General features: G+C 72.8%; 16 protein-coding genes. 3 read left to right on the plus strand and 13 right to left on the minus strand.

Annotation, left to right across the window (positions count from 1 at the left end):
- Positions 1-16: 16 nt before the first annotated feature.
- From ABEA87_RS09085 to ABEA87_RS09110, 6 genes are all read right to left on the minus strand, one after another.
- Entirely contained in the window at positions 17-1,426 is a 1,410-nt protein-coding gene (locus ABEA87_RS09085) for an ammonium transporter (RefSeq protein WP_345628197.1), read from the minus strand.
- Between the two features lie 193 nt (positions 1,427-1,619).
- Entirely contained in the window at positions 1,620-2,408 is a 789-nt protein-coding gene (locus ABEA87_RS09090; protein WP_345627858.1) for an aminoglycoside phosphotransferase family protein, read from the minus strand.
- 56 nt (positions 2,409-2,464) lie between these two features.
- Positions 2,465-3,688, minus strand: coding sequence for a signal recognition particle-docking protein FtsY (gene ftsY / locus ABEA87_RS09095; protein ID WP_345627860.1), 1,224 nt, complete (start codon positions 3,686-3,688; stop codon positions 2,465-2,467).
- Positions 3,689-3,908: 220 nt separating this feature from the next.
- Positions 3,909-4,493: an HAD-IA family hydrolase gene (locus ABEA87_RS09100; RefSeq protein ID WP_345628199.1), complete on the minus strand. Its 585-nt coding sequence runs from the start codon at positions 4,491-4,493 to the stop codon at positions 3,909-3,911.
- 35 nt (positions 4,494-4,528) lie between these two features.
- The gene (smc, locus tag ABEA87_RS09105; protein WP_345627861.1) at positions 4,529-8,125 is read right to left on the minus strand and encodes a chromosome segregation protein SMC; all 3,597 of its coding nucleotides are present in this window, start codon (positions 8,123-8,125) and stop codon (positions 4,529-4,531) included.
- Positions 8,126-8,331: 206 nt separating this feature from the next.
- A complete protein-coding gene (locus tag ABEA87_RS09110; protein WP_345627863.1) occupies positions 8,332-8,520 on the minus strand; it encodes a hypothetical protein in 189 nt (62 codons plus the stop codon).
- A gap of 516 nt (positions 8,521-9,036) precedes the next feature.
- Between ABEA87_RS09110 and ABEA87_RS09115 the strand changes: the two genes are divergently transcribed.
- The 3 genes from ABEA87_RS09115 (at position 9,037) to ABEA87_RS09125 (ending at position 12,701) form a co-directional block, all read left to right on the plus strand.
- Positions 9,037-9,753 (plus strand): CAP domain-containing protein, encoded by a 717-nt coding sequence (locus ABEA87_RS09115; protein WP_345627865.1) that lies wholly within the window; start codon positions 9,037-9,039, stop codon positions 9,751-9,753.
- Between the two features lie 96 nt (positions 9,754-9,849).
- Complete coding sequence (locus ABEA87_RS09120) at positions 9,850-11,370, plus strand: DUF3492 domain-containing protein (RefSeq protein ID WP_345627867.1); 1,521 nt, start codon at positions 9,850-9,852, stop codon at positions 11,368-11,370.
- Complete coding sequence (locus ABEA87_RS09125) at positions 11,367-12,701, plus strand: hypothetical protein (protein WP_345627869.1); 1,335 nt, start codon at positions 11,367-11,369, stop codon at positions 12,699-12,701. The genes ABEA87_RS09120 and ABEA87_RS09125 overlap by 4 nt, the downstream gene beginning before the upstream one ends.
- Here the strand turns inward: ABEA87_RS09125 and mutM are convergent.
- The 7 genes from mutM to ABEA87_RS09160 all read right to left on the minus strand — a co-directional run bounded on the left by mutM (position 12,631) and on the right by ABEA87_RS09160 (position 17,861).
- Positions 12,631-13,491, minus strand: coding sequence for a bifunctional DNA-formamidopyrimidine glycosylase/DNA-(apurinic or apyrimidinic site) lyase (mutM, locus tag ABEA87_RS09130; protein ID WP_345627871.1), 861 nt, complete (start codon positions 13,489-13,491; stop codon positions 12,631-12,633). The genes ABEA87_RS09125 and mutM overlap by 71 nt on opposite strands.
- A 15-nt stretch (positions 13,492-13,506) precedes the next feature.
- Positions 13,507-14,667, minus strand: coding sequence for a mannosyltransferase family protein (locus tag ABEA87_RS09135; RefSeq protein ID WP_345627872.1), 1,161 nt, complete (start codon positions 14,665-14,667; stop codon positions 13,507-13,509).
- On the minus strand, positions 14,664-15,431 hold the full coding sequence (gene rnc, locus ABEA87_RS09140; RefSeq protein WP_345627873.1) for a ribonuclease III: 768 nt from the start codon (positions 15,429-15,431) through the stop codon (positions 14,664-14,666). Before rnc ends, ABEA87_RS09135 begins: the two co-directional genes overlap by 4 nt.
- A gap of 4 nt (positions 15,432-15,435) precedes the next feature.
- A complete protein-coding gene (locus ABEA87_RS09145) occupies positions 15,436-16,437 on the minus strand; it encodes a phosphate acyltransferase PlsX (protein ID WP_345627875.1) in 1,002 nt (333 codons plus the stop codon).
- A gap of 15 nt (positions 16,438-16,452) precedes the next feature.
- Positions 16,453-16,626: a 50S ribosomal protein L32 gene (rpmF, locus tag ABEA87_RS09150; RefSeq protein ID WP_345627877.1), complete on the minus strand. Its 174-nt coding sequence runs from the start codon at positions 16,624-16,626 to the stop codon at positions 16,453-16,455.
- Positions 16,627-16,628: 2 nt separating this feature from the next.
- Entirely contained in the window at positions 16,629-17,249 is a 621-nt protein-coding gene (locus ABEA87_RS09155; protein ID WP_345627879.1) for a YceD family protein, read from the minus strand.
- 117 nt (positions 17,250-17,366) lie between these two features.
- The gene (locus ABEA87_RS09160) at positions 17,367-17,861 is read right to left on the minus strand and encodes an ATP synthase subunit B family protein (protein WP_345627881.1); all 495 of its coding nucleotides are present in this window, start codon (positions 17,859-17,861) and stop codon (positions 17,367-17,369) included.
- Positions 17,862-17,922: the final 61 nt, after the last annotated feature.

Raw genomic sequence — 17,922 nt, forward strand, 5'->3', positions numbered from 1 at the left:
CTCCATCACCAAGACGTTAACCGGCTACCTTTTCGGACTCCGGATCCGGCTCCGCCGCCGGGCCGGGCACCGCGGGCTTCGGCGCGCCGGACTTCGGCGCCTCGGACTTCGGCGCGCCGACCCCGGCCAGGGCGAACGCGCCGGCGCCGCCGCCGCCGGCCGCCGGCGAGAACTCGTACGCGCTCTCCGCGTGCTCGGCCACGTCGATGCCCTCCACCTCGACCTCACGGCTGGTACGCAGCCCGATGGTCTTATTGATCAAGGTGCCGAGCAGGTACGCGACGCCGAACGAGAACACCGAGACGATGGCGCTCGCCAGGGCCTGGCGCCACAGGGCACCCACGCCGCCACCGTAGAACAGGCCGTTGTGCTTAACGTAGCTGCTGATCGCGCCGCTGCCGAACAGGCCGATCCAGAGGGAACCGATCCACCCGCCGGTGAAGTGCACGCCGACGACGTCGAGCGAGTCGTCGAAGCCCAGCTTGTACTTGACGCTCACGGCCATCGCGCAGACCCCGCCGGCGACCAGCCCGAGCAGGACCGCGGCGTACGGGGCGATGTAGGCACAGGCCGGGGTGATCGCGACCAGGCCGGCCACCGCGCCCGAGGAGCCACCGACCATGGTGGGCCGGCCGTTCTTGCGTACCCACTCCACGATGATCCAGCCGAGGAACCCGGCGGCGGTCGCCACCTGGGTGTTCACGAACGCCAGCGCGGTCAGGTTGTCGGCGGTCAGCTCGGAGCCCGCGTTGAATCCGAACCAGCCGAACCACAGCAACCCCGCGCCCAGCGCCACGAACGGGACGTTGTGCGGCTTGAAGCTCTCCTTCGGCCAGCCGACCCGCCTGCCGAGCACCAGCGCGAGGCCGAGCGCCGCCGAGCCGGCGTTGATGTGCACCGCGGTTCCACCGGCGAAGTCCAGTGCGCCGATCTTGGTGGCGATGAAGCCGCCGCCCCAGACCCAGTGCGCCACGGGGACGTAGACGATGGTGAACCAGCCGAACGCGAACACCAGCCAACCGCTGAACTTCGTCCGGTCGGAGATCGAGCCGCTGATCAGGGCGACCGTGATGACCGCGAACATCATCTGGAACGCCAGCACGACGTAGGTGGGAATGCCCGTGGACAGCCACATCTCGCCAACGAACGTCTTGTTGCCGAGGTACTGGGTGAAGCTACCGATGATTTCGTTGGCACCGGAGCTGGAGTTGGTGCCGAATGCGAACGAGAAGCCGTAAATAAGCCACAGGACGGAGACGAGCCCGATGCACGAGAAGCTCATCATCATCATGTTGAGCACGCTCTTGGAGCGGTTCAGGCCGCCGTAGAAGAACGCCAGACCCGGAGTCATAAGCAGTACGAGCGCGGACGAGACCAGCAACCACGTGGTGTTGCCGGTATCGAGCGCCGATGGATCAGCGAGCAGCACGCCGCCCTCCTCGGTGTGAGTTCCTCCCTCCGGCGGTGGCAGCGTCGCCCGATCGCCGGTTGCGCGGAACTCTCGCGCCCCGCTGTTTCGCGCGAGGTCGCTGCCCGGTTACCGACGCGTGACGTGATGTTTCGTACGTGTGAAGAAACGCTCACGAGGCGCCGAACCCGCGCTCGACCGGCCGAACGGACTAACGGAGGGCGTACTCCAGGGCATTGCGCTCGTAGTCGATCAGCCGAAGATCCCGCATCGGGCGGCGGAGGTGCCCCTTGTGCACGATCCGCACGAAGGCCGGGTCGCCGGCGGCGGCCATCCGCCGGATGCCCTCGACGTGATCCACGATCCGCTTACGGATCGTGCGCACCAGGCGGTGACGGTCCCGGTCGCTCAGCCCGTACGCGTCGGCGAACAGCCTCAACCGGCGCGGCCGGTCCGGGCGCCGCCAGCCCAGCGTGTAGGAGTCCCGGTCGGAGAACAGCGGTACCCACGTCCACGCCGCGTACGCCACATCGTAGATGCGCGCGCCGGGCGAGCAGAGGTCGAAGTCGATCATCGCGAGGGTGCCGTCCGGGCGCCAGACCACGTTGTGCGGCGCCACGTCGTGGTGACAGATCACCTCGGTGTCCGGCGGGGGCGGCCCAAACGAGCGCCACACCGCACCCGGCTGCGGACGGAATCCGTACTGCGCGTCGTGGAACATGCGCAGCATCCGGGCCACGGCCACCAGCGCCTCGTCGGTCACCCAGTCGGGGCCCAGCGGGTACGACCCGCACTCCCCCTCCAGGTACGACAGCACCTCACGGCCGCGCTCGTCGATGCCGAGGACACGCGGGGAACCGGTGAACCCGACGTACTCCAGATGCCGCAGCAGCGCGTGTACCGCCGGGGTCCACGGACCGCAGCCTCTCCGTACCGTGTCTCCCACCCGCACCACCGTGCTGGTATTGCCACCCAGCAGCGGGATCTCCTGTTGCGTCACTCCCCACCCATCGCCGACGGCACTGATTACTCCGGCACCGTGACCGTTCCCCGAGGCTACGCGTTAACGCCGAGCAACGCGTCGACGAACGCCTCCGGTTCGAACGGCGCCAGATCGTCCGGTCCCTCGCCCAGTCCGACCAACTTCACGGGAATGCCCAGGTTGCGCTGTACCGCGATGACGATCCCGCCCTTCGCGGTCCCGTCGAGCTTGGTCAGCACCACCCCGGTGACGTCCACCACTTCGGTGAAGACGCGGGCCTGGGTCAGCCCGTTTTGCCCGGTGGTGGCGTCGAGTACCAGCAGCGTCTCGTCGACCGGCCCGTGCCGCTCCACCACGCGCTTGACCTTGCCCAGTTCGTCCATCAAACCGACCTTGTTCTGCAGCCGCCCCGCGGTGTCGATCAGCACCGTATCGGTGCCCGCCTCGATCCCCCGGCGTACCGCGTCGAACGCGACCGCCGCCGGGTCCCCGGCCTCCCGACCCCGGACCACCTCGGCCCCGACCCGCCCGGCCCAGGTGGCCAGTTGGTCGGCGGCGGCGGCGCGGAAGGTGTCCGCGGCGCCGAGCACCACGGTGTGACCGTCCGCGACCAGTACTCGCGCGATCTTTCCGCAGGTGGTCGTCTTGCCGGAGCCGTTGACCCCGACCACCAGCAGGACGGCGGGCCGGCCGTCGTGCGGGGTGGCCGCGAGGCTGCGGTCCGCCTTCGGGTCCAGCGCGCCGACGAGCTCCTCGCGCAGCAGCGACCGCAACTCGTCCGGGGTACGGGTGCCCAGCACCCGGGTGCGCTCGCGCAGCCGCTCCACGATCTCCCGGGTCGGCTCCACGCCGACGTCGGCGGTGATCAGGCTGTCCTCCAGGTCCTCCCACGCCTCGTCGTCCAGCCGGTCCCTGGACAGCACCGCGAGCAGGCCACGGCCCAGCGCGTTCTGCGAGCGGGACAGCCGGGAGCGCAGCCGCACCAGCCGGCCGGCGGTCGGCGCGGGCGCCTCGACGGTGGGCGGCGCCTCCACCTCGATCTCCGGCTGCACGGCCACCGGCGGCACGACCTCGACCGTCGGCGGCACGACCTCGACCGTCGGCGGCGCGGCCTCGACCGTCGGCGGCGCGGCGGCGCTCGGCGGCGGGGCGGTCTGTACCGGAGGCGCCTGCGGCGCGCCCGCGGTCGGCTCCTCCGGCGGAGCCGGGGGCCGCCGTGACGACTGCCGAACCACGAGGCCAAGGCCGACGACGAGGAACACGCCGAGCACGATGAGGACGTAGACGTACCACTGCATGACAGAATCCTGGCAGACATCGCGCCCGGAGGCGCGGCGGCCCGCCCACCCGGCCGTGGATGCCGTCTATCGCGAGCTCAGGAGTGGAGTCGCCCCGGACGAGCCAGCCGGGCGCGCAGCCCCTGGACGATCGTCTCCAGCCCGGACTCGAAGGCCGCGTCGCCCTGTCGCTCGATCGAGGTGAACTAGTTCCCGTTCTCGCGACTCGCCGGGCTTTCCGCTACTCGGGCGAGGACGTTGCCGTGGCCAGGCCCAGCGCCGCCCGCACGTACGGCAGGTCGACGGGGCCGGACCAGCGCAGCGCCGAGAGGCCGGCAGCCCGGGCACCGTTGACGTACCGCTCCGAGTCGTCCACGAACAGGCACTGGCGCGGCGGTATCCCGAGCTGGGCGCAGGCCGCCTGAAAGTAGCCGGGCGCGGGCTTGGCCACCCGGATCACCGAGGAATTGATCACCACGTCCAGCTCGTCGACCAGGTCGAGCAGGGCCAGGTCGGCGTCGAGCCGGTCGGTGGCGTTGGTGGCCAGGCCGGTGCGGATACCGGCCGCCCGGGCCTCCCGGACGAGCCCGAGCACGTCCGGGTCCACCTCACCCCGGTACAGCTCCCACTCGACGACCGCCTCCGGCTCACCGAGCGCCTCGGCGACGCTGCTCATCCAGTCGGCGTGGCTGGCCTCACCGGTGATCGCCGGTATCACCCGGGACGGCGTGAACGCGGTGCGCGCCAAGGTACCGGGCGGCAGCTCGTACCGCTGCTCGACGGTGAGGGACACCTGGGGGTCCCAGCGGCGCAGCACGCCGTCCATGTCGACCAGCAGGCCGGTGGCGATGGGCCTCGAGGTCACCCGAGCACCGCCCCGTCGATCGCGTCCTCGTCGCGGCCGAGGCGCTGGCTGATCACCTGGGTGACGCCGTTGCGCATGGTCACGCCGTACAGCGCGTCGGCGATCTCCATGGTGCGCTTCTGGTGCGTGATGATGATCAATTGGCTGCGGTCCCGTAGCTGCTGAAGCAGCGTGAGCAGCCGGCCGAGGTTGACGTCGTCGAGCGCGGCCTCGACCTCGTCCATGATGTAGAACGGGCTGGGCCGCGCGCGGAAGATCGCGCACAGCAACGCGACGGCGGTCAGCGAGCGCTCGCCTCCGGACAGCAGCGACAGGCGCTTGATCTTCTTGCCCGGCGGCCTGGCCTCGACCTCGATGCCGGTGGTGAGCATGTCGTCCGGCTCGGTGAGCACCAGCCGGCCCTCGCCGCCGGGGAACAGCACCCGGAACACCTCTTCGAACTCGCGTGCGGTGTCGTGGTAGGCGGAGGTGAAGACCTCCAGGATCCGGTCGTCCACGTCCTTGACCACGGTGAGCAGGTCGCGACGGGTGTTCTTGAGGTCCTCCAGCTGGTCGGAGAGGAACTTGTAGCGCTCCTCCAGCGCCGCGAACTCCTCCAGGGCCAGCGGGTTCACCTTGCCCAGCAGGGTCAGCTCGCGCTCGGCCTTGGCCGCACGCTTCTCCTGGGTCGCGCGGTCGAACGGCACCGGCGAGGGCTCGGGCTTGCCGGCCGCCTCGGCGGCCAACAGGTCGGCCGCGGTCGGCGGCACATCGATGGACGGCCCGTACTCGGCGAGCAGCGTCTCCACGTCGATGCCGAAGTCCTCGCCGGCCTTGGCCTCCAGCTGCTCGATGCGCAGCCGCTGCTCGGCGCGGGCCACCTCGTCCCGGTGCACCTCCGAGGTCAGCCGCTCCAGGTCGCCGGCCAGCCGGCCGGCGCTGCCACGCACCTCGGACAGTTCGGCCTCGCGTGCCGAACGGGCCGCGGCGATCTCGTCGCGCTGCTGCGCGGCGGCGGCCAGTGATCCGGCGATGCGCTCCAGCGCGATCCGGGCGCCCGCGGCCACCGCCTCGGAGATCCGGGCGCCCCGGGCCCGGGCGGCCCGGCGGGCCGCGGCACGCTCCCGTGCGGCACGCTCCGCAGCGGCCTGCCGCGCCAGCGCGTCCGCCCGGCCGGACAGGGCACCGACCCGCTCCTCGGCGGTACGCACGGCCAGGCGTACCTCCATCTCGTTCTGCCGGGCCTGCGGCACCAGCGCGCCGAGCTGGTCGCGCTCCGCGCTGGACGGATCGTCCTCGATCGGTGTGGACTCGGCCAGCCGCAGCCGCTCCTCCAGCTCGGCCAGCGCGGACAGGCCCTGCTCCCGGGCCGCCTCGGCCTTGGTCCGCGCGGCGCCGAGCCGGTCGGCCTCGGCCCGGGCGGACCTGGCCGCGGCGCCCAGCTCGGCCAGTCGGCGGGAGAACGCGTTGCGCTGGCCCTCCGCCTCCCGGCGCAAAGCCGCCGCCGCGGTCTCCGCCTCCTTGCGCTCGGCGACCTCGGCCCTGGCCCCGTCGAGCTGCGCGCGTAGCAGCTCCAGCCCGGCATTCGCCTCGGAGCGGCGCTGCCGCGCCTCGTCGACCGCCGCCTGCACCTCGATGTAGCTCTGCGCCTTGGCCGAGCCGCCGGCCGCGACCCAGGCCCCGACCACGTCACCGTCCGGGGTAACCCCGCGCAGATTCGGGTGGGCCGCCACCAGATCACGAGCCGCGTCGAGATTCGGCACCAGCACCACGTCGCCCAGCGCGTGCGTCAGCGCGGGGCGTAGCTCTTCGGCGCAGCGCACGACGTCCAGTGCCCAGACCGAGCCGTCCGGCAGGGCCGGTCGGCCGGCGGTGGGATCGGCGCCCGCAGGTCCGGGCGAGCCGACGAACAGCGTCGCGCGGCCGGCGTCCTGCTCCTTGAGCAGCCCCATGGCGGCGGTCACGTCGTCCACGCCGGAAACCGCCACCGCGTCGGCCAGCGCACCGAGCGCCGCGGCGAGCGCGGCCTCGTGGCCGGGTTCGACCGCGAGTAGCGCCGCCACGCTGCCCAGCACTCCCGGAATCCGATCGGTCGCGGCGAGCAGCGCGCCAGCGCCATCCTTGCGCCGCAGTCCCAGGGCGAGAGCCTCCTCGCGGGCCTTCCACTCGGACGCCTCGCGCTCGGCCTTGCGCTCCGCCTCGCCCAGCTCGCGGGCCCGGGCCCGGGCCGTCTCGTGCGCCTGGGTCACCGCGGCGTGCCTGGCCACCAGGTCGGCGTCCTCGTCCTCCAGGCCGTCGGACTCCTCCTGGGCGGCGCCGAGCTGCCCCTCGGCCAGTTCGGCCCGCTCGCGCGCCTCGGCCCAGGCGGTCGCGTGCCGGGCCATCTCCTCCTCGGCGGCGGTGGTCCGGGTCCGGGCGGCGTCGACCTGGCCGGTCAGCTTGGCCAGCCCCTCGCGCCGGTCGGCGATCGCCTTCACCGCCGCCACCAGCGCCCGCTCGGCCTCGGCCAGCTGCCGCTCCAGCCCCTGCCGGCGCTCCACCGCCTCGGACAGCCGGTCCTCGTCCGCTTCCAGGGCGGCGCGCAGCTCGCTCTCCTGGGCGCGCACCTTCTCCGCCTCGGCCGCCAACTGGTCGGGGTCGCGGCCGGGACGCTCGTCCTCGGGGGTGGCCGACAGGTGGCGCAGCCGCTCGGTGGCCAGCTGCTCGGACGACCTGAACCGCTCCTGAAGCGCGGAGAGCTGATACCAGGTCTCCTGGGCACGGGCGAGAATCGGGGCATCCGCGGCGTGTTCAGTCTCCAATGCCGCCAATCGGGCCTGTACCGAGCTCAGCCCGGCCTCGGTCTCCTCCCGCCGCTGGCGCAGCGCCGACTCGTCGGCGATCTCCTTCTCCAGCGTCTCGCGCAGCGTGGCCAGGTCATCGGCGAGTAGCCGCAGCCGCGCGTCGCGCAGGTCGGTCTGGATTCCCACCGCCCGCCGGGCGATCTCGGCCTGCTTGCCCAACGGCTTGAGCTGGCGGCGCAGTTCGGCGGTCAGGTCGGTCAGCCGGTTCAGGTTGGCCTGCATCGCGTCCAGCTTGCGCAGCGCCTTCTCCTTGCGCTTGCGATGCTTCAGGACGCCGGCCGCCTCCTCGATGAACGCCCGCCGGTCCTCCGGCTTGGCGTGCAGCACCGCGTCGAGCTGCCCCTGCCCGACGATGACGTGCATCTCCCGGCCGATGCCGGAGTCGGACAATAGCTCCTGAATGTCCAGCAACCGGCACGAGTCGCCGTTGATCTCGTACTCGCTCTCGCCCGAGCGGTACATCCGGCGAGTGATCGACACCTCTGTGTAGTCGATTGGTAGCGCGTTGTCGGCGTTGTCGATGGTCAGGGTGACCTCGGCGCGACCCAACGGCGCCCGGCCGGTGGTACCGGCGAAGATCACGTCTTCCATCTTGCCGCCGCGCAGCGCCTTGGCGCCCTGTTCGCCGAGGACCCAGGCGATCGCATCGACCACGTTGGACTTGCCGGAGCCGTTGGGGCCCACCACGCAGGTGATCCCAGGTTCCAACTTCATCGCCGTGGCCGAAGCGAAGGATTTAAATCCCTTGACCGTCAGGCTCTTGAGGTGCACGTGTCTCCGGGTCTCTACAGATCAGAAGCTCGCCATTCCTGGCGAGGGTACCCCGGACAGGGTCCTGGTACGCGGAGCATGCCGCGCCGGTAACAAAGTGATGCGCGCCGAACCCTGCAGGAGGGTATCGGCGCGCCAGATGTGCGGTTGTCCGCGGGCGGATGGGTCGAAAGATGCCGATTCGGGGGGAACCGGCACCCCGGTGTTCAGGTCAGCGCCGGCTCGGACAGGCGCAGCAGTTCGGCGGCTTCGGCTGCCGCCAAACGATCATTCTCGGCACGCAGCCGAGTAACCTCGAACTCCAGGGCCCGAACCTTGGCACGCAGTTGGGTGACCTCGTCGAGCAGACGCCGGTCAGGCGCGCTGCCCACGTGGCCGAAGAGGGCCTTCGCCATATCGTCTCCTTGTAATGCGCCGCCGGATAGGCCGGCCAACGCGCGCCCAGCTGTCACTGCCACAGCACATGCGCACAGGCAGGGCAGGGCGCGACTGGCGACATCCACATATTCCGCCGTCCACTCAAGAACGTCAAGTTCCGCCTTGAGCCCTGGCGACTCAAGTCGAGACCCTGCGCACCGAAGCGCCCGATTTTCCGTTGATCCTGGCCAGGCCGTCTCCGGCCGGGCCGTTCCCTGGCCGGGCTGGCTCTGGCAGGGCTCCTCGCGGCCGGGCGAGGGGCGGATCAGCCGCTTCCGATGGCTCGCGTACCGTCATGCCGGAATGTGAAGGCGTGGCCAGATCCGGCGACCCGCCAAGCCGACCGGCGCCCCCGCGCCGGCCGGGGCATCGCGCGGATGGCCCACCCGGGTGGGGGCGACCCGCCGATGGCCGACCGCGGCCCCGCCCGCCGGGCGCCGTCCAGCGCTTCGGACCCACCCGGAACGAGACGGAGCGACACGGAGGCCCAGCCGGTGACCCAGCCGCGCGAGACCCCACCGACCGCCGGAGGCGGACCGATCGGTACCCGGCGCGCCGGGCATCACCGCACCGGTTGGCGCGACCGCATCGGTTGGCGCAGGCCGGGGCCGCTCGGCCTGGCCGCGATCGCCTCCGGGGCGCTGTGCGTCCTGGGCCTCGCGTTCGCGCTGATCCCGCCTCTGACCAGCCATCCGCACGCCGACGCGCTGCCGATCAGCAGCGACGCGCCGAACCTGCCCGCCGCGCCGCCGGACGCCTTCCCGAGCGCCTCGCCCTCACCGAGCCTGCCGGCGCCGCAGCCCTCGACCGTGGCCGTGCCCACGGTGAATCCCGCGAGCCTGGAGAGCGAGCTGATAAAGCTCACCAACCAGGCCCGTACCAAGGCCGGATGCCACACCGTGAAGACCGACTCCCACCTGCGCAGCGCGGCCCGCGGCCACAGCGCCGACATGGCGGCGAAGGGCTTCCTCAGCCATGCCGGCAGCGACAAGAGCACCTTCGCGGACCGGATCCGCAAGGCCGGGTACCGCCACCCGCTCAGCGAGAACATCGGCAAGGGGTACGTGACGGCCCAGCAGGCGATCACGGCCTGGCTCGCCAACAAGGGCGAGGCTGCCAACATCCGCAACTGCCACGCCAAGGCGGTGGGCGTCGGCGTCGCCGTGGCCACCAACGGCATCGGGTACTGGACCGAGGACTTCGGGGACTGACCGGGACGGCCCGCCACGAGTCGGGCAAAAGTTCCCCGGCTGCTGACCGGTGCGCGTAAGGCCAGCGACTCGTTGCCCCTCCTGGGGGTGAACAGCGTGCGGGTGGCGTTGATCAGTGGGGGCACGTACCCGTACCGGGACGGTGCCGTGGAGACCTGGTGCGAGCTGCTCACCGCCGGCCTCGACGAGTACCGGTTCCACCGGGTCGCCGCGCTCGACGCGGCCCCGGGCCGGCCGGTCGGCGCGCGCCGCGGCCGGTGGGGCCGGCAGACCCGGCCGGAGCCGCCTGGCACCTTCGTGGCCACCGCGCTCCGGCTGGCGAGCGGGCCGGTACGCCCGGGCCGCGGCCGCGGCCCCGCCCTGCGCCAGCACCGGCGCACCGCCACCCACGCCGCCGTGCTGCTCTGCCGCGGAATGCTGGAGGAGGGCCCGCACAGCGCCGAAATGTTCCGCTCCGCCCTGCGCCGGCTGGCCGCGATCTCCACCGACGGCACCCACCCGCTGGTCGGGGTGCCGCTGGTCGAGGTGCTGCTGGACGCGTGGCGGGCCGCCGGCGGCCCATCCACGGCCGTGGCGCGCCTGACCGGCCGGTCCCCCGGCACCGGGCTGCCCTGGCCGGTGCTGCGCGATGCGCAGGTCACCGCGCGGGCACTGGAACACGCGGTACGGGCGCTGTGCGTCCCGGTACCCGAGGTCGAGCTGTGCCACGCCGTGGACGGCGGCCTGGCCACCCTGGTCGCGCTCGGCGCGAAGTGGCGCCGGGGCGTCCCGTACGTGCTCACCGAACACGGCCTTTACCTGCGCTCACCGCTGATCGAGGACGTCGGCGACCGGCCGGCGGCACGCGCCATCCTGCTGCGGTTCCTGCGCTCGCTGACCCGGCTCGGGTACGCGGAGGCCGGCGCCATCGCCCTGCCCACCGAGCGGATGCGGCGCTGGGCGACGCGGCAGGGAGCCGAGCGCGAACTGCTGCGCGTGGTGCCGCCCGGCGTCGAGCCGCGGGACTACCCGCACCTGCGCGAGGAGCCGCCCGAGCCGGTGGTGGTCTGGCTCGGCCCCGACGACGAACTGCCACTGATCCTGCAGGCATTCGCCACCCTGCTGCGGGCGGTACCGGACGCCCGGCTGATCGTGGCCGGCTCGGCGCCGCCGTACCCGACGCCGGAGCGGATCACCTTCGCCGGGCCGGTGGCGGACCGCCGGGAGGCGTACGCGACGGCCCGCCTGGTGGTGGTGTCCGGAGGGCACGCGTCGATGCCGTACCCGCTGATCGAATCGATGCTGTGCGGCCGGGCGACGGTCTGCACGGACAACGGTGGCCTGGCCGCGATGGCCGGCATGGGTGCGCTGGTCACGCCGCCGGGCGACCCGGACCGGCTGGCGGCGGCCTGCGCCAGCCTGCTGACCGACGCCCGGCTGCGTCGCGAGCTGAGCAGCGCCGCCCGCCGCCGGGCCCGCACCCTGTTCACCCGGAACGCCATGCTGGACGGGTTCCGTGAGGAGTACGCGCGGGCCCTGTCCGGCCGGCCCGGGCTCGTGCCGGCAGACGGACTCGCCGTACCGGGCGGGCTCGCGACGGCGGACGGGCTCGCGGTGGCGGACGGGATCCCGGCGTGACGATGCACATGGCGCGCCCACCGCGGCCCGGCGGCCCGGGCGAGGGCGCACTCACCGGGGCTCCCGGACCCGGGTGGCGGCCCGGGCCGCCGACCCCGGACCGGCCGGTACTGCCCGGCCAGCGTGGTGAGGCGGGACCGGCGGGTGAGGCGGGGCCGGCGGGTGAGGCGGGACCGGCGGGTGAGGCGGGGCCGGCGGGTGAGGCGGGCCCGCGGGAGCGGCCGGGCGGGGCCGGCGGGTCGGACCACCGCAACGGCGACAGCGACGGCCGCGACGGCCGCGATCGCAACGGCGACCGCGACGGCCGCGCCGACCGGATCGAGGCCCTGGCCCGGCGGCTGCGCGCGTCCGGCGTGATCGACCGCGCGTCCGGCGTGCTCGACAGGGACGAGGTCGCCGCGTGCCTGGAGGAGTCCGGGATCACCGATCAGGCGGCCCGGGGCGAGTACGGCGAGCCCGACGTGTTCGCCCTGGCCGAACGGGTGCGCGCCAGGCTGTGGGTACGCCGGGTCGCGCACCGGCACGCCGCGACGCGGGCGCGCTGGGACTGGGCCGGCCTGCGCCGGCCACGGCTGCTGGCCGTCCGGCTGGTGGCCGCCGCGGCCCTGGCCGCAGCCGCCTGGTGGCTGGGCACCACCGCGCTGCTGCCGGCGCTGGTCGGCGTTCCGCTGGCCGAGCTGCTGGCGGCCTGGCACCGGGGCCGGGCGGGCTGGGGTCTGGTCACCTACGACACGGTGCCGACCTGGCGCCGGCACCTGCGCGGCCTGGGCGCCGCGACGCTGGCGATCCTGGTGCCGCCCCTGCTGGCGGGTGCCGCGCTGGCCGCGACCGACCTGCTGGCGCCCGCCGCCTGCGTGCTAATGGCCGGCGGGTACGCGGTGCTGCTCGTGCTCGCCGCGAGGCGGCGAGCGGTCGCGGGTGCGGCCGTGTTCGCCGCGTGCAGCGCGGCCGTGGCGCTGGCTCACACCGAGCCGGTACGGGTCGGGCTGGTCGCGGCCGGCTACCTCGCCGGCCTGGTACTGGCCGCGGACGCGGTGTTCGACCCGGACTCGGTGGACCCCGGCGGTGCCGGTGACCGGTCCGGCCTCGGGAGCTGGGCCGGACCACGGGGCTGGCTCGGCTTCTGCGGCTGGGTCGGGCTCGGCTGCTGGGGCTGGCTCGGGCTCGGCGGCCGGCTGGGCGTCGAGGGCCGGCTGGGCGTCGAGGGCCGGCTGGGCGTCGAGGGCCGGCTCGGGGTCGAGGGCCGGTCGGCCGCCCTGGTCAGGCCGCCGGGCGGCGGGGCCTCGGCCGGGGCTGGCAGTGCGGGCAGGAGTACGACGATCGGTTCATGAACGGTTCGCGCCGGATCGGCGTACCGCACCGGAAGCAGGGCTCCCCCTCCCGCCCGTAGACGTTCAGCGACCGGTCGAAGTAGCCGCTCTCCCCGTTGACGTTGACGTACAGCGCGTCGAAGCTGGTGCCGCCGTCCTTGAGCGACTCGGTGAGCACGTCACGCACGTGCCCGAGCAGCCGGGCCACGGCCGGACGGGTCAGCGCGTCGGTAGGCCGGGTCCCGTGCAGTTTGGCCCGCCACAGCGCCTCGTCGGCGTAGATGTTGCCGACGCCGGAGATCAGCGTCTGGTCCAGCAGCGCCCGCTTGACCTCGGTGTGCCTGCGCCGCAACGCCTGAATGAAGTCATCGTCGGAGAACAGCGGGTCCAGCGGATCCCGGGCGATGTGGGCGATCTCGGCCGGCAGCTCGGCGCCGTCCTCGGAGACCGCGAGGCCACCGAACGTGCGCTGGTCCACGAAGCGCAGCTCGGGGTCGCCGTCGGCGAATCGCAGCCGCACCCGCAGGTGCGTCTCGTCGGGCGCGGCGGCCGGCTGGAAGAGCAGCTGGCCGGACATGCCCAGGTGCGCGACGAGGGCGTCACCGGAGTCCAGCGGGATCCACAGGTACTTGCCACGCCGGCGCACGTTCACGATGGTGCGCCCGATCAGGACGGCGGCGAAGTGCTCGGCGCCCGGCAGGTGCCGCCGGATGGCACGCGGGTGGTGCACCTCGACCGCGACGATGCGCCGGCCGTCGGCCCACCGGGCCAGTCCCTGCCGGACCGTCTCCACCTCGGGAAGCTCGGGCATCCGCCGCCGCCTTGCTCAGATCGTGAACTGCCAGACAGTGATCATGTACGCGCCGTACCAGAGCCCGAATGCCGCGTACCCGGTCAGCGCCAGGGTAGCCACCACCGGGCGGGCGCGGGCCGCCGCGTACCCGGCCGGGAGCAGGGTCAACAGCACCGGGATCAGGAGCCGGGGCTTGGAGTGGTAGTAGCCGGCCTGCCCGACCACGGAGGCGAACGAGAGCAGCCCGTACACGGTCAGCGGCAGCCAGGTCCGGCGCACCACCGCCAGTACCACCGCCACCACGGCGGCCACCAGGATGAACGCCACGCTCATCTGCACCCAGCTGTTGCCCTGGTGGAAGGCGGTTTCCAGGAAGGTCCAGGTCGAGGAGCCCCAGTCGAACGTGGTGCCCCAGCCGGCCGTCTGGATGGTGAACCAGGCTCTCAGGTCTCCCACCCGCAGTCCGACCCAGACCAGGTACGCGGGCACTCCGACCACCGCGAGCACCGCCCCGGTCACGGCCCGCCAGCCGCCGCGCCCGGCGCGCAGCGCCACCACGGCCGCCACCACGACGGCGAGCCCCACCGCCAGTCCGGTGGGCCGGCACAGCCCCGCCGCCAGGCCGAGCACGCCGGCGACCAGGAACCGTTCCCGGTAGGCGGCGTAGAGCGCCCCAAGCACCAGGGCGCTGAACAGCGCCTCGCTGTACGCCATGGACAGCACCACCGACATGGGCTGCGCGCAGAACAGCACCACCAGCGCGTACCCGAGCCGGGGACTGTGCAGCACCGCGCCGAACCGGTACAGCAGGACGCTCGCCACCCCGGCGGCGGCCCAGGAGATGCCGATCGCCGAGTAGTCGTAGCTGGTTCCCAGCCAGTGCACGGCGTGGATCAGCCCGGGGTACAGCGGAAAGAAGGCCAGGCCGTTGCCGACCATGACCCCCTTGTCGTCGTACGTGTAGGTGTGCGGGTACCCCTCCGTGGCCACCCGGATGAACCACCCGCCGTCCCAGGCGAGCAGCCGATCCTTGATGGACGGCCCCCCGCCCGGCGCGAGCCAGGTGATGAAGACCAACTGCACGACCCGGGTGGTCGCGTAGAGCAGCAGCGCGATGGCCGCCCCGTCGAGCAGGGTGGGTCGGCTGGTGGCCGGTGCTGCCGGCGCGCCGGTCTGATCGACTGAGTCGATCATCCCAGCCGGTCTTCCTTTTCGTCCTTCCCGCCGTGCACCCGGCTGTTGCCGGAGCCGCCGCGGTCGGGCTCCTCAGTCAGTTCCCGCCAGGCCATCTCGGCGGCCCGCTGCTCCGCCTCCTTCTTGCTGCGGCCCTCGGAGCCCCCGTACCGGCCTCCCGCGACGACCGCCCAGGCGGTGAACACCTTCGCGTGGTCCGGGCCGGCCTCGTCCACCCGGTACTCCGGGACGCCCAGGCCGCGACTCGCGGTCAGCTCCTGCAGGCTGGTCTTCCAGTCCAGGGCGGCACCCCGGCCGGCGGCGTCGATCATCAGCGAGTCGAACAGCTTGTGCACCACGGTGTCGGCCCGATCCAGCCCGTGCTGCAGGTAGATCGCGCCGAGCAGTGCCTCGAGGGTGTCGGCGAGGATGCTCGCCTTGTCCCGCCCGCCCGTGGTCTCCTCGCCCTTGCCCAGCAGCAGGTACGGGCCCAGCCCATACGGCCCCAGGCCACGGGCCACCTCGGCGAGCGCTCGCATGTTGACCACGCTGGCCCGCAGCTTGGCCAACTGCCCCTCGGGCAGGTCCGGATGGTCGTTGAACAGCGCGGTAGTGATGATCACTCCGAGCACGGAGTCGCCGAGGAACTCGAGCCGCTCGTTGGTCGGCAGGCCGCCGTTCTCGTAGGCGTACGAGCGGTGCGTCAACGCCCGCTCCAGCAGTTGGGGGTCGAGGCTCACCCCGAAGGCGGCCTCCAGGAAGGCAACCGGTGGACGGCCCTTCATCGACTTACCCTCTCTTCCAGGTCAGAGCCGCCCGGCTGCGGGCCGAGCCCGGGGACGGTGCGGTGTCGGTGGACAGCCGGGGAACCCAGGCGAACTCGGCCGGCACACGGGTCCGGTGCAGGCGTGCGGCGAACGCGATGCCGGAGGCGATGTCCTCGCCGGTGGCCGCGCCGTGGCAGACCACCACCAGCCCGCGCACCCCGAGCAGCGCGGCCGCCCGGGGCGCGGCGCTGCCCAATGCCGCCCCTCCGGCCAGCGCGTACGCGCCTTCTATGCCCTTGAGCAGCACATTTCCGGTGAACCCGTCGGTCACCACGACATCGGCGCGACCGCCGAGCGGCACGTCGTTGCCCTCCACGTTGCCGATGTACTCGGGCAGGGCAACGCGCAACGCGTCGTCGGCGATGCGCCGAAGCCGGTCGCCCTTGCCCTGCTCGGCACCGATGGACAGCAGCCCCACCCGGGGCTGGGCCAGGTCGAGCACTGCCGCCGCGTACCGGCAGCCCAGGATCGCGTGCTGCACGAGCACGCCGGCGGAGGCCTCGGGTGAGGCGCCGACATCGAGCAACATCAACGGACCGGTACGGCTCGGCACGATGGCGGCGAGCGCCGGTTTGCGTACCCCCGGCACCCGACCCAACCCCAGCACCGCGGCCGTCACCGTGGCCCCGCTGGCACCCGCCGAGACCACGGCGTCGACGAACCCGCCGGCTACCGCCGCCACCGAGGCGGCCACGGTGGTGTCCGGCCGCGCGGCGCGGGCGGGCGCGTCGGCCTCACCCACTGCCGCGGCGACCTGCGACACCGTCAACCGCCGCCGGACCTCCGGCGTGGACGCGCCGATGACCTCGTCCGCCACCTCCGGTGGTCCGACAAGGTGAAGGCGTAGCTCGGGGTCGGCCTCACAAGCCTGCAGAGCGCCGTCAACCACGACGGCGGGGGCGCGATCCCCGCCGAGGAGGTCGACGGCGATCCGCGCGGTGCCCGACCGCTCGGATCGCGTCACCCCTGATCGCCAGGGTTAGACCTCAAGGACCTGGCGACCGTTGTACGTGCCGCAGACGCTGCACGCCGCGTGCGGCAGCTTCGGCGACCGGCACTGCGGGCATGCGACGGTGGCGACCGCGGTGGTCTTCCACTGCGCCCGGCGGGACCGGGTGTTGCTGCGCGACATCCTGCGCTTCGGAACGGCCACGGCTAGTTCTCCTCGTGATCCGGGCCGCGAGCGGCCCGAGCTTGCTCGGTCGGTGCTTGGTCAATCGGGTCGTTCAGGTTGCTGAGCGCCGCCCACCGGGGGTCGACCTGCCGGTGGCTGTGATCCGCCGGCAACTCATCCCAGTGCACCCCGCACTCGGGGCACAGCCCCGGGCAGTCCTCGCGGCACAGCGGGTTCGCGGGCAATGCGAGCACCACTCCGTCGCGCAGGGCCGGCTCCAGGTCGAACAGGTCGCCCTGCAATCGGCCGACCTCGTCCTCCTCGGTCGTCTCATCCGTGGTGCTGTGCTCGTAGGCATACAGCTCCTGGATGGGAACGGTCAAGGTGTCGCCGATCGGACGCAGGCAGCGACCGCACTCACCCTTCACCGGTGCGGTGATGGTCCCGGAGACAAGCACGCCCTCCGAGACCGACTCTAGCCTCAGGTCGAGGTCGAGGTCGGCGCCCTGCGGCACCCCGATCAGCTCCAGGCCGAGATCCTCCGGTGCCGGGACCGAACGCCGGACGGCACGCAGAGCCCCCGGACGGCGAGGCAGGTCTCTCGTGTCGAGGACCAGCGGTGCCCGGGGGTCGAGGTGATGGTTCGGCGAATAATCATGCATCGTTTGTCTCCGGCCGGGAGAGGCCGTCGAAGAAGGTTACCCGAGCGGCCGGCGGACCGTCGAATCGCCCCTGCCGAGCCCGGAGCGCCCCTGCCTGCCCCGGAGAACCCGCCCGCCTCACAGCGGTATTGGCCCGGTCTCCTGATCCGGGATGAACGAGCCGATCTCGCGCAGAGCGTGCATTTTGTCCCGCCCCCGCTCGATCGAGGCCAGCGAACGGGTCAGCAGCTGCTCGAAGTTGGCCAGCGCGGTGTCCACGTAGTCGTCGACCTCCTCGCGCAGCCGCTGCGCCTCGGCCCGGGCCTCGCTGATCAGCCGGGCCGCCTCGTGCTCGGCCGAGACCGAGACCTCGTTCACCGATACCAGCCGGGAGTGCTCGGCCTCGCCCTCCCCGATGATCCGCTCCGCCTCGTTGCGGCCCGCCTCAAGGATCTTGTCGCGCTCCTCCAGCAAGGCGGTGGCGCGGCGCAGCTCGGCGGGCAGCTCCTCGCGCAGCTGGTCCAAGATGTTGATCATTTCGGTCCGGTCGAGCATGCAGTTGCGCGACATCGGCACCGAACGAGCCGTCTCCACGAGCGCCATGATCTCGTCGATGCGGTCCAGCGGCTCCACGGCGGTCTCCTGTCAGCTATGCGGGCACCGCACCGGCCGTACGGTGGCGGACCGGCGCTGG

This window comes from Rugosimonospora acidiphila (assembly GCF_039543385.1).
Taxonomy (GTDB): Bacteria; Actinomycetota; Actinomycetes; order Mycobacteriales; family Micromonosporaceae; genus Rugosimonospora; species Rugosimonospora acidiphila.

Coding starts and splice junctions, on each gene's coding strand:
- ABEA87_RS09135 (WP_345627872.1), bottom strand. CDS start 14,667: ATGATCGACTCAGTCGATCAGACCGGCGCGCCGGCAGCACCGGCCACC.
- ftsY (WP_345627860.1), bottom strand. CDS start 3,688: ATGCAGTGGTACGTCTACGTCCTCATCGTGCTCGGCGTGTTCCTCGTC.
- mutM (WP_345627871.1), bottom strand. CDS start 13,491: ATGCCCGAGCTTCCCGAGGTGGAGACGGTCCGGCAGGGACTGGCCCGG.
- ABEA87_RS09155 (WP_345627879.1), bottom strand. CDS start 17,249: ATGCATGATTATTCGCCGAACCATCACCTCGACCCCCGGGCACCGCTG.
- ABEA87_RS09110 (WP_345627863.1), bottom strand. CDS start 8,520: ATGGCGAAGGCCCTCTTCGGCCACGTGGGCAGCGCGCCTGACCGGCGT.
- rnc (WP_345627873.1), bottom strand. CDS start 15,431: ATGAAGGGCCGTCCACCGGTTGCCTTCCTGGAGGCCGCCTTCGGGGTG.
- ABEA87_RS09100 (WP_345628199.1), bottom strand. CDS start 4,493: ATGGACGGCGTGCTGCGCCGCTGGGACCCCCAGGTGTCCCTCACCGTC.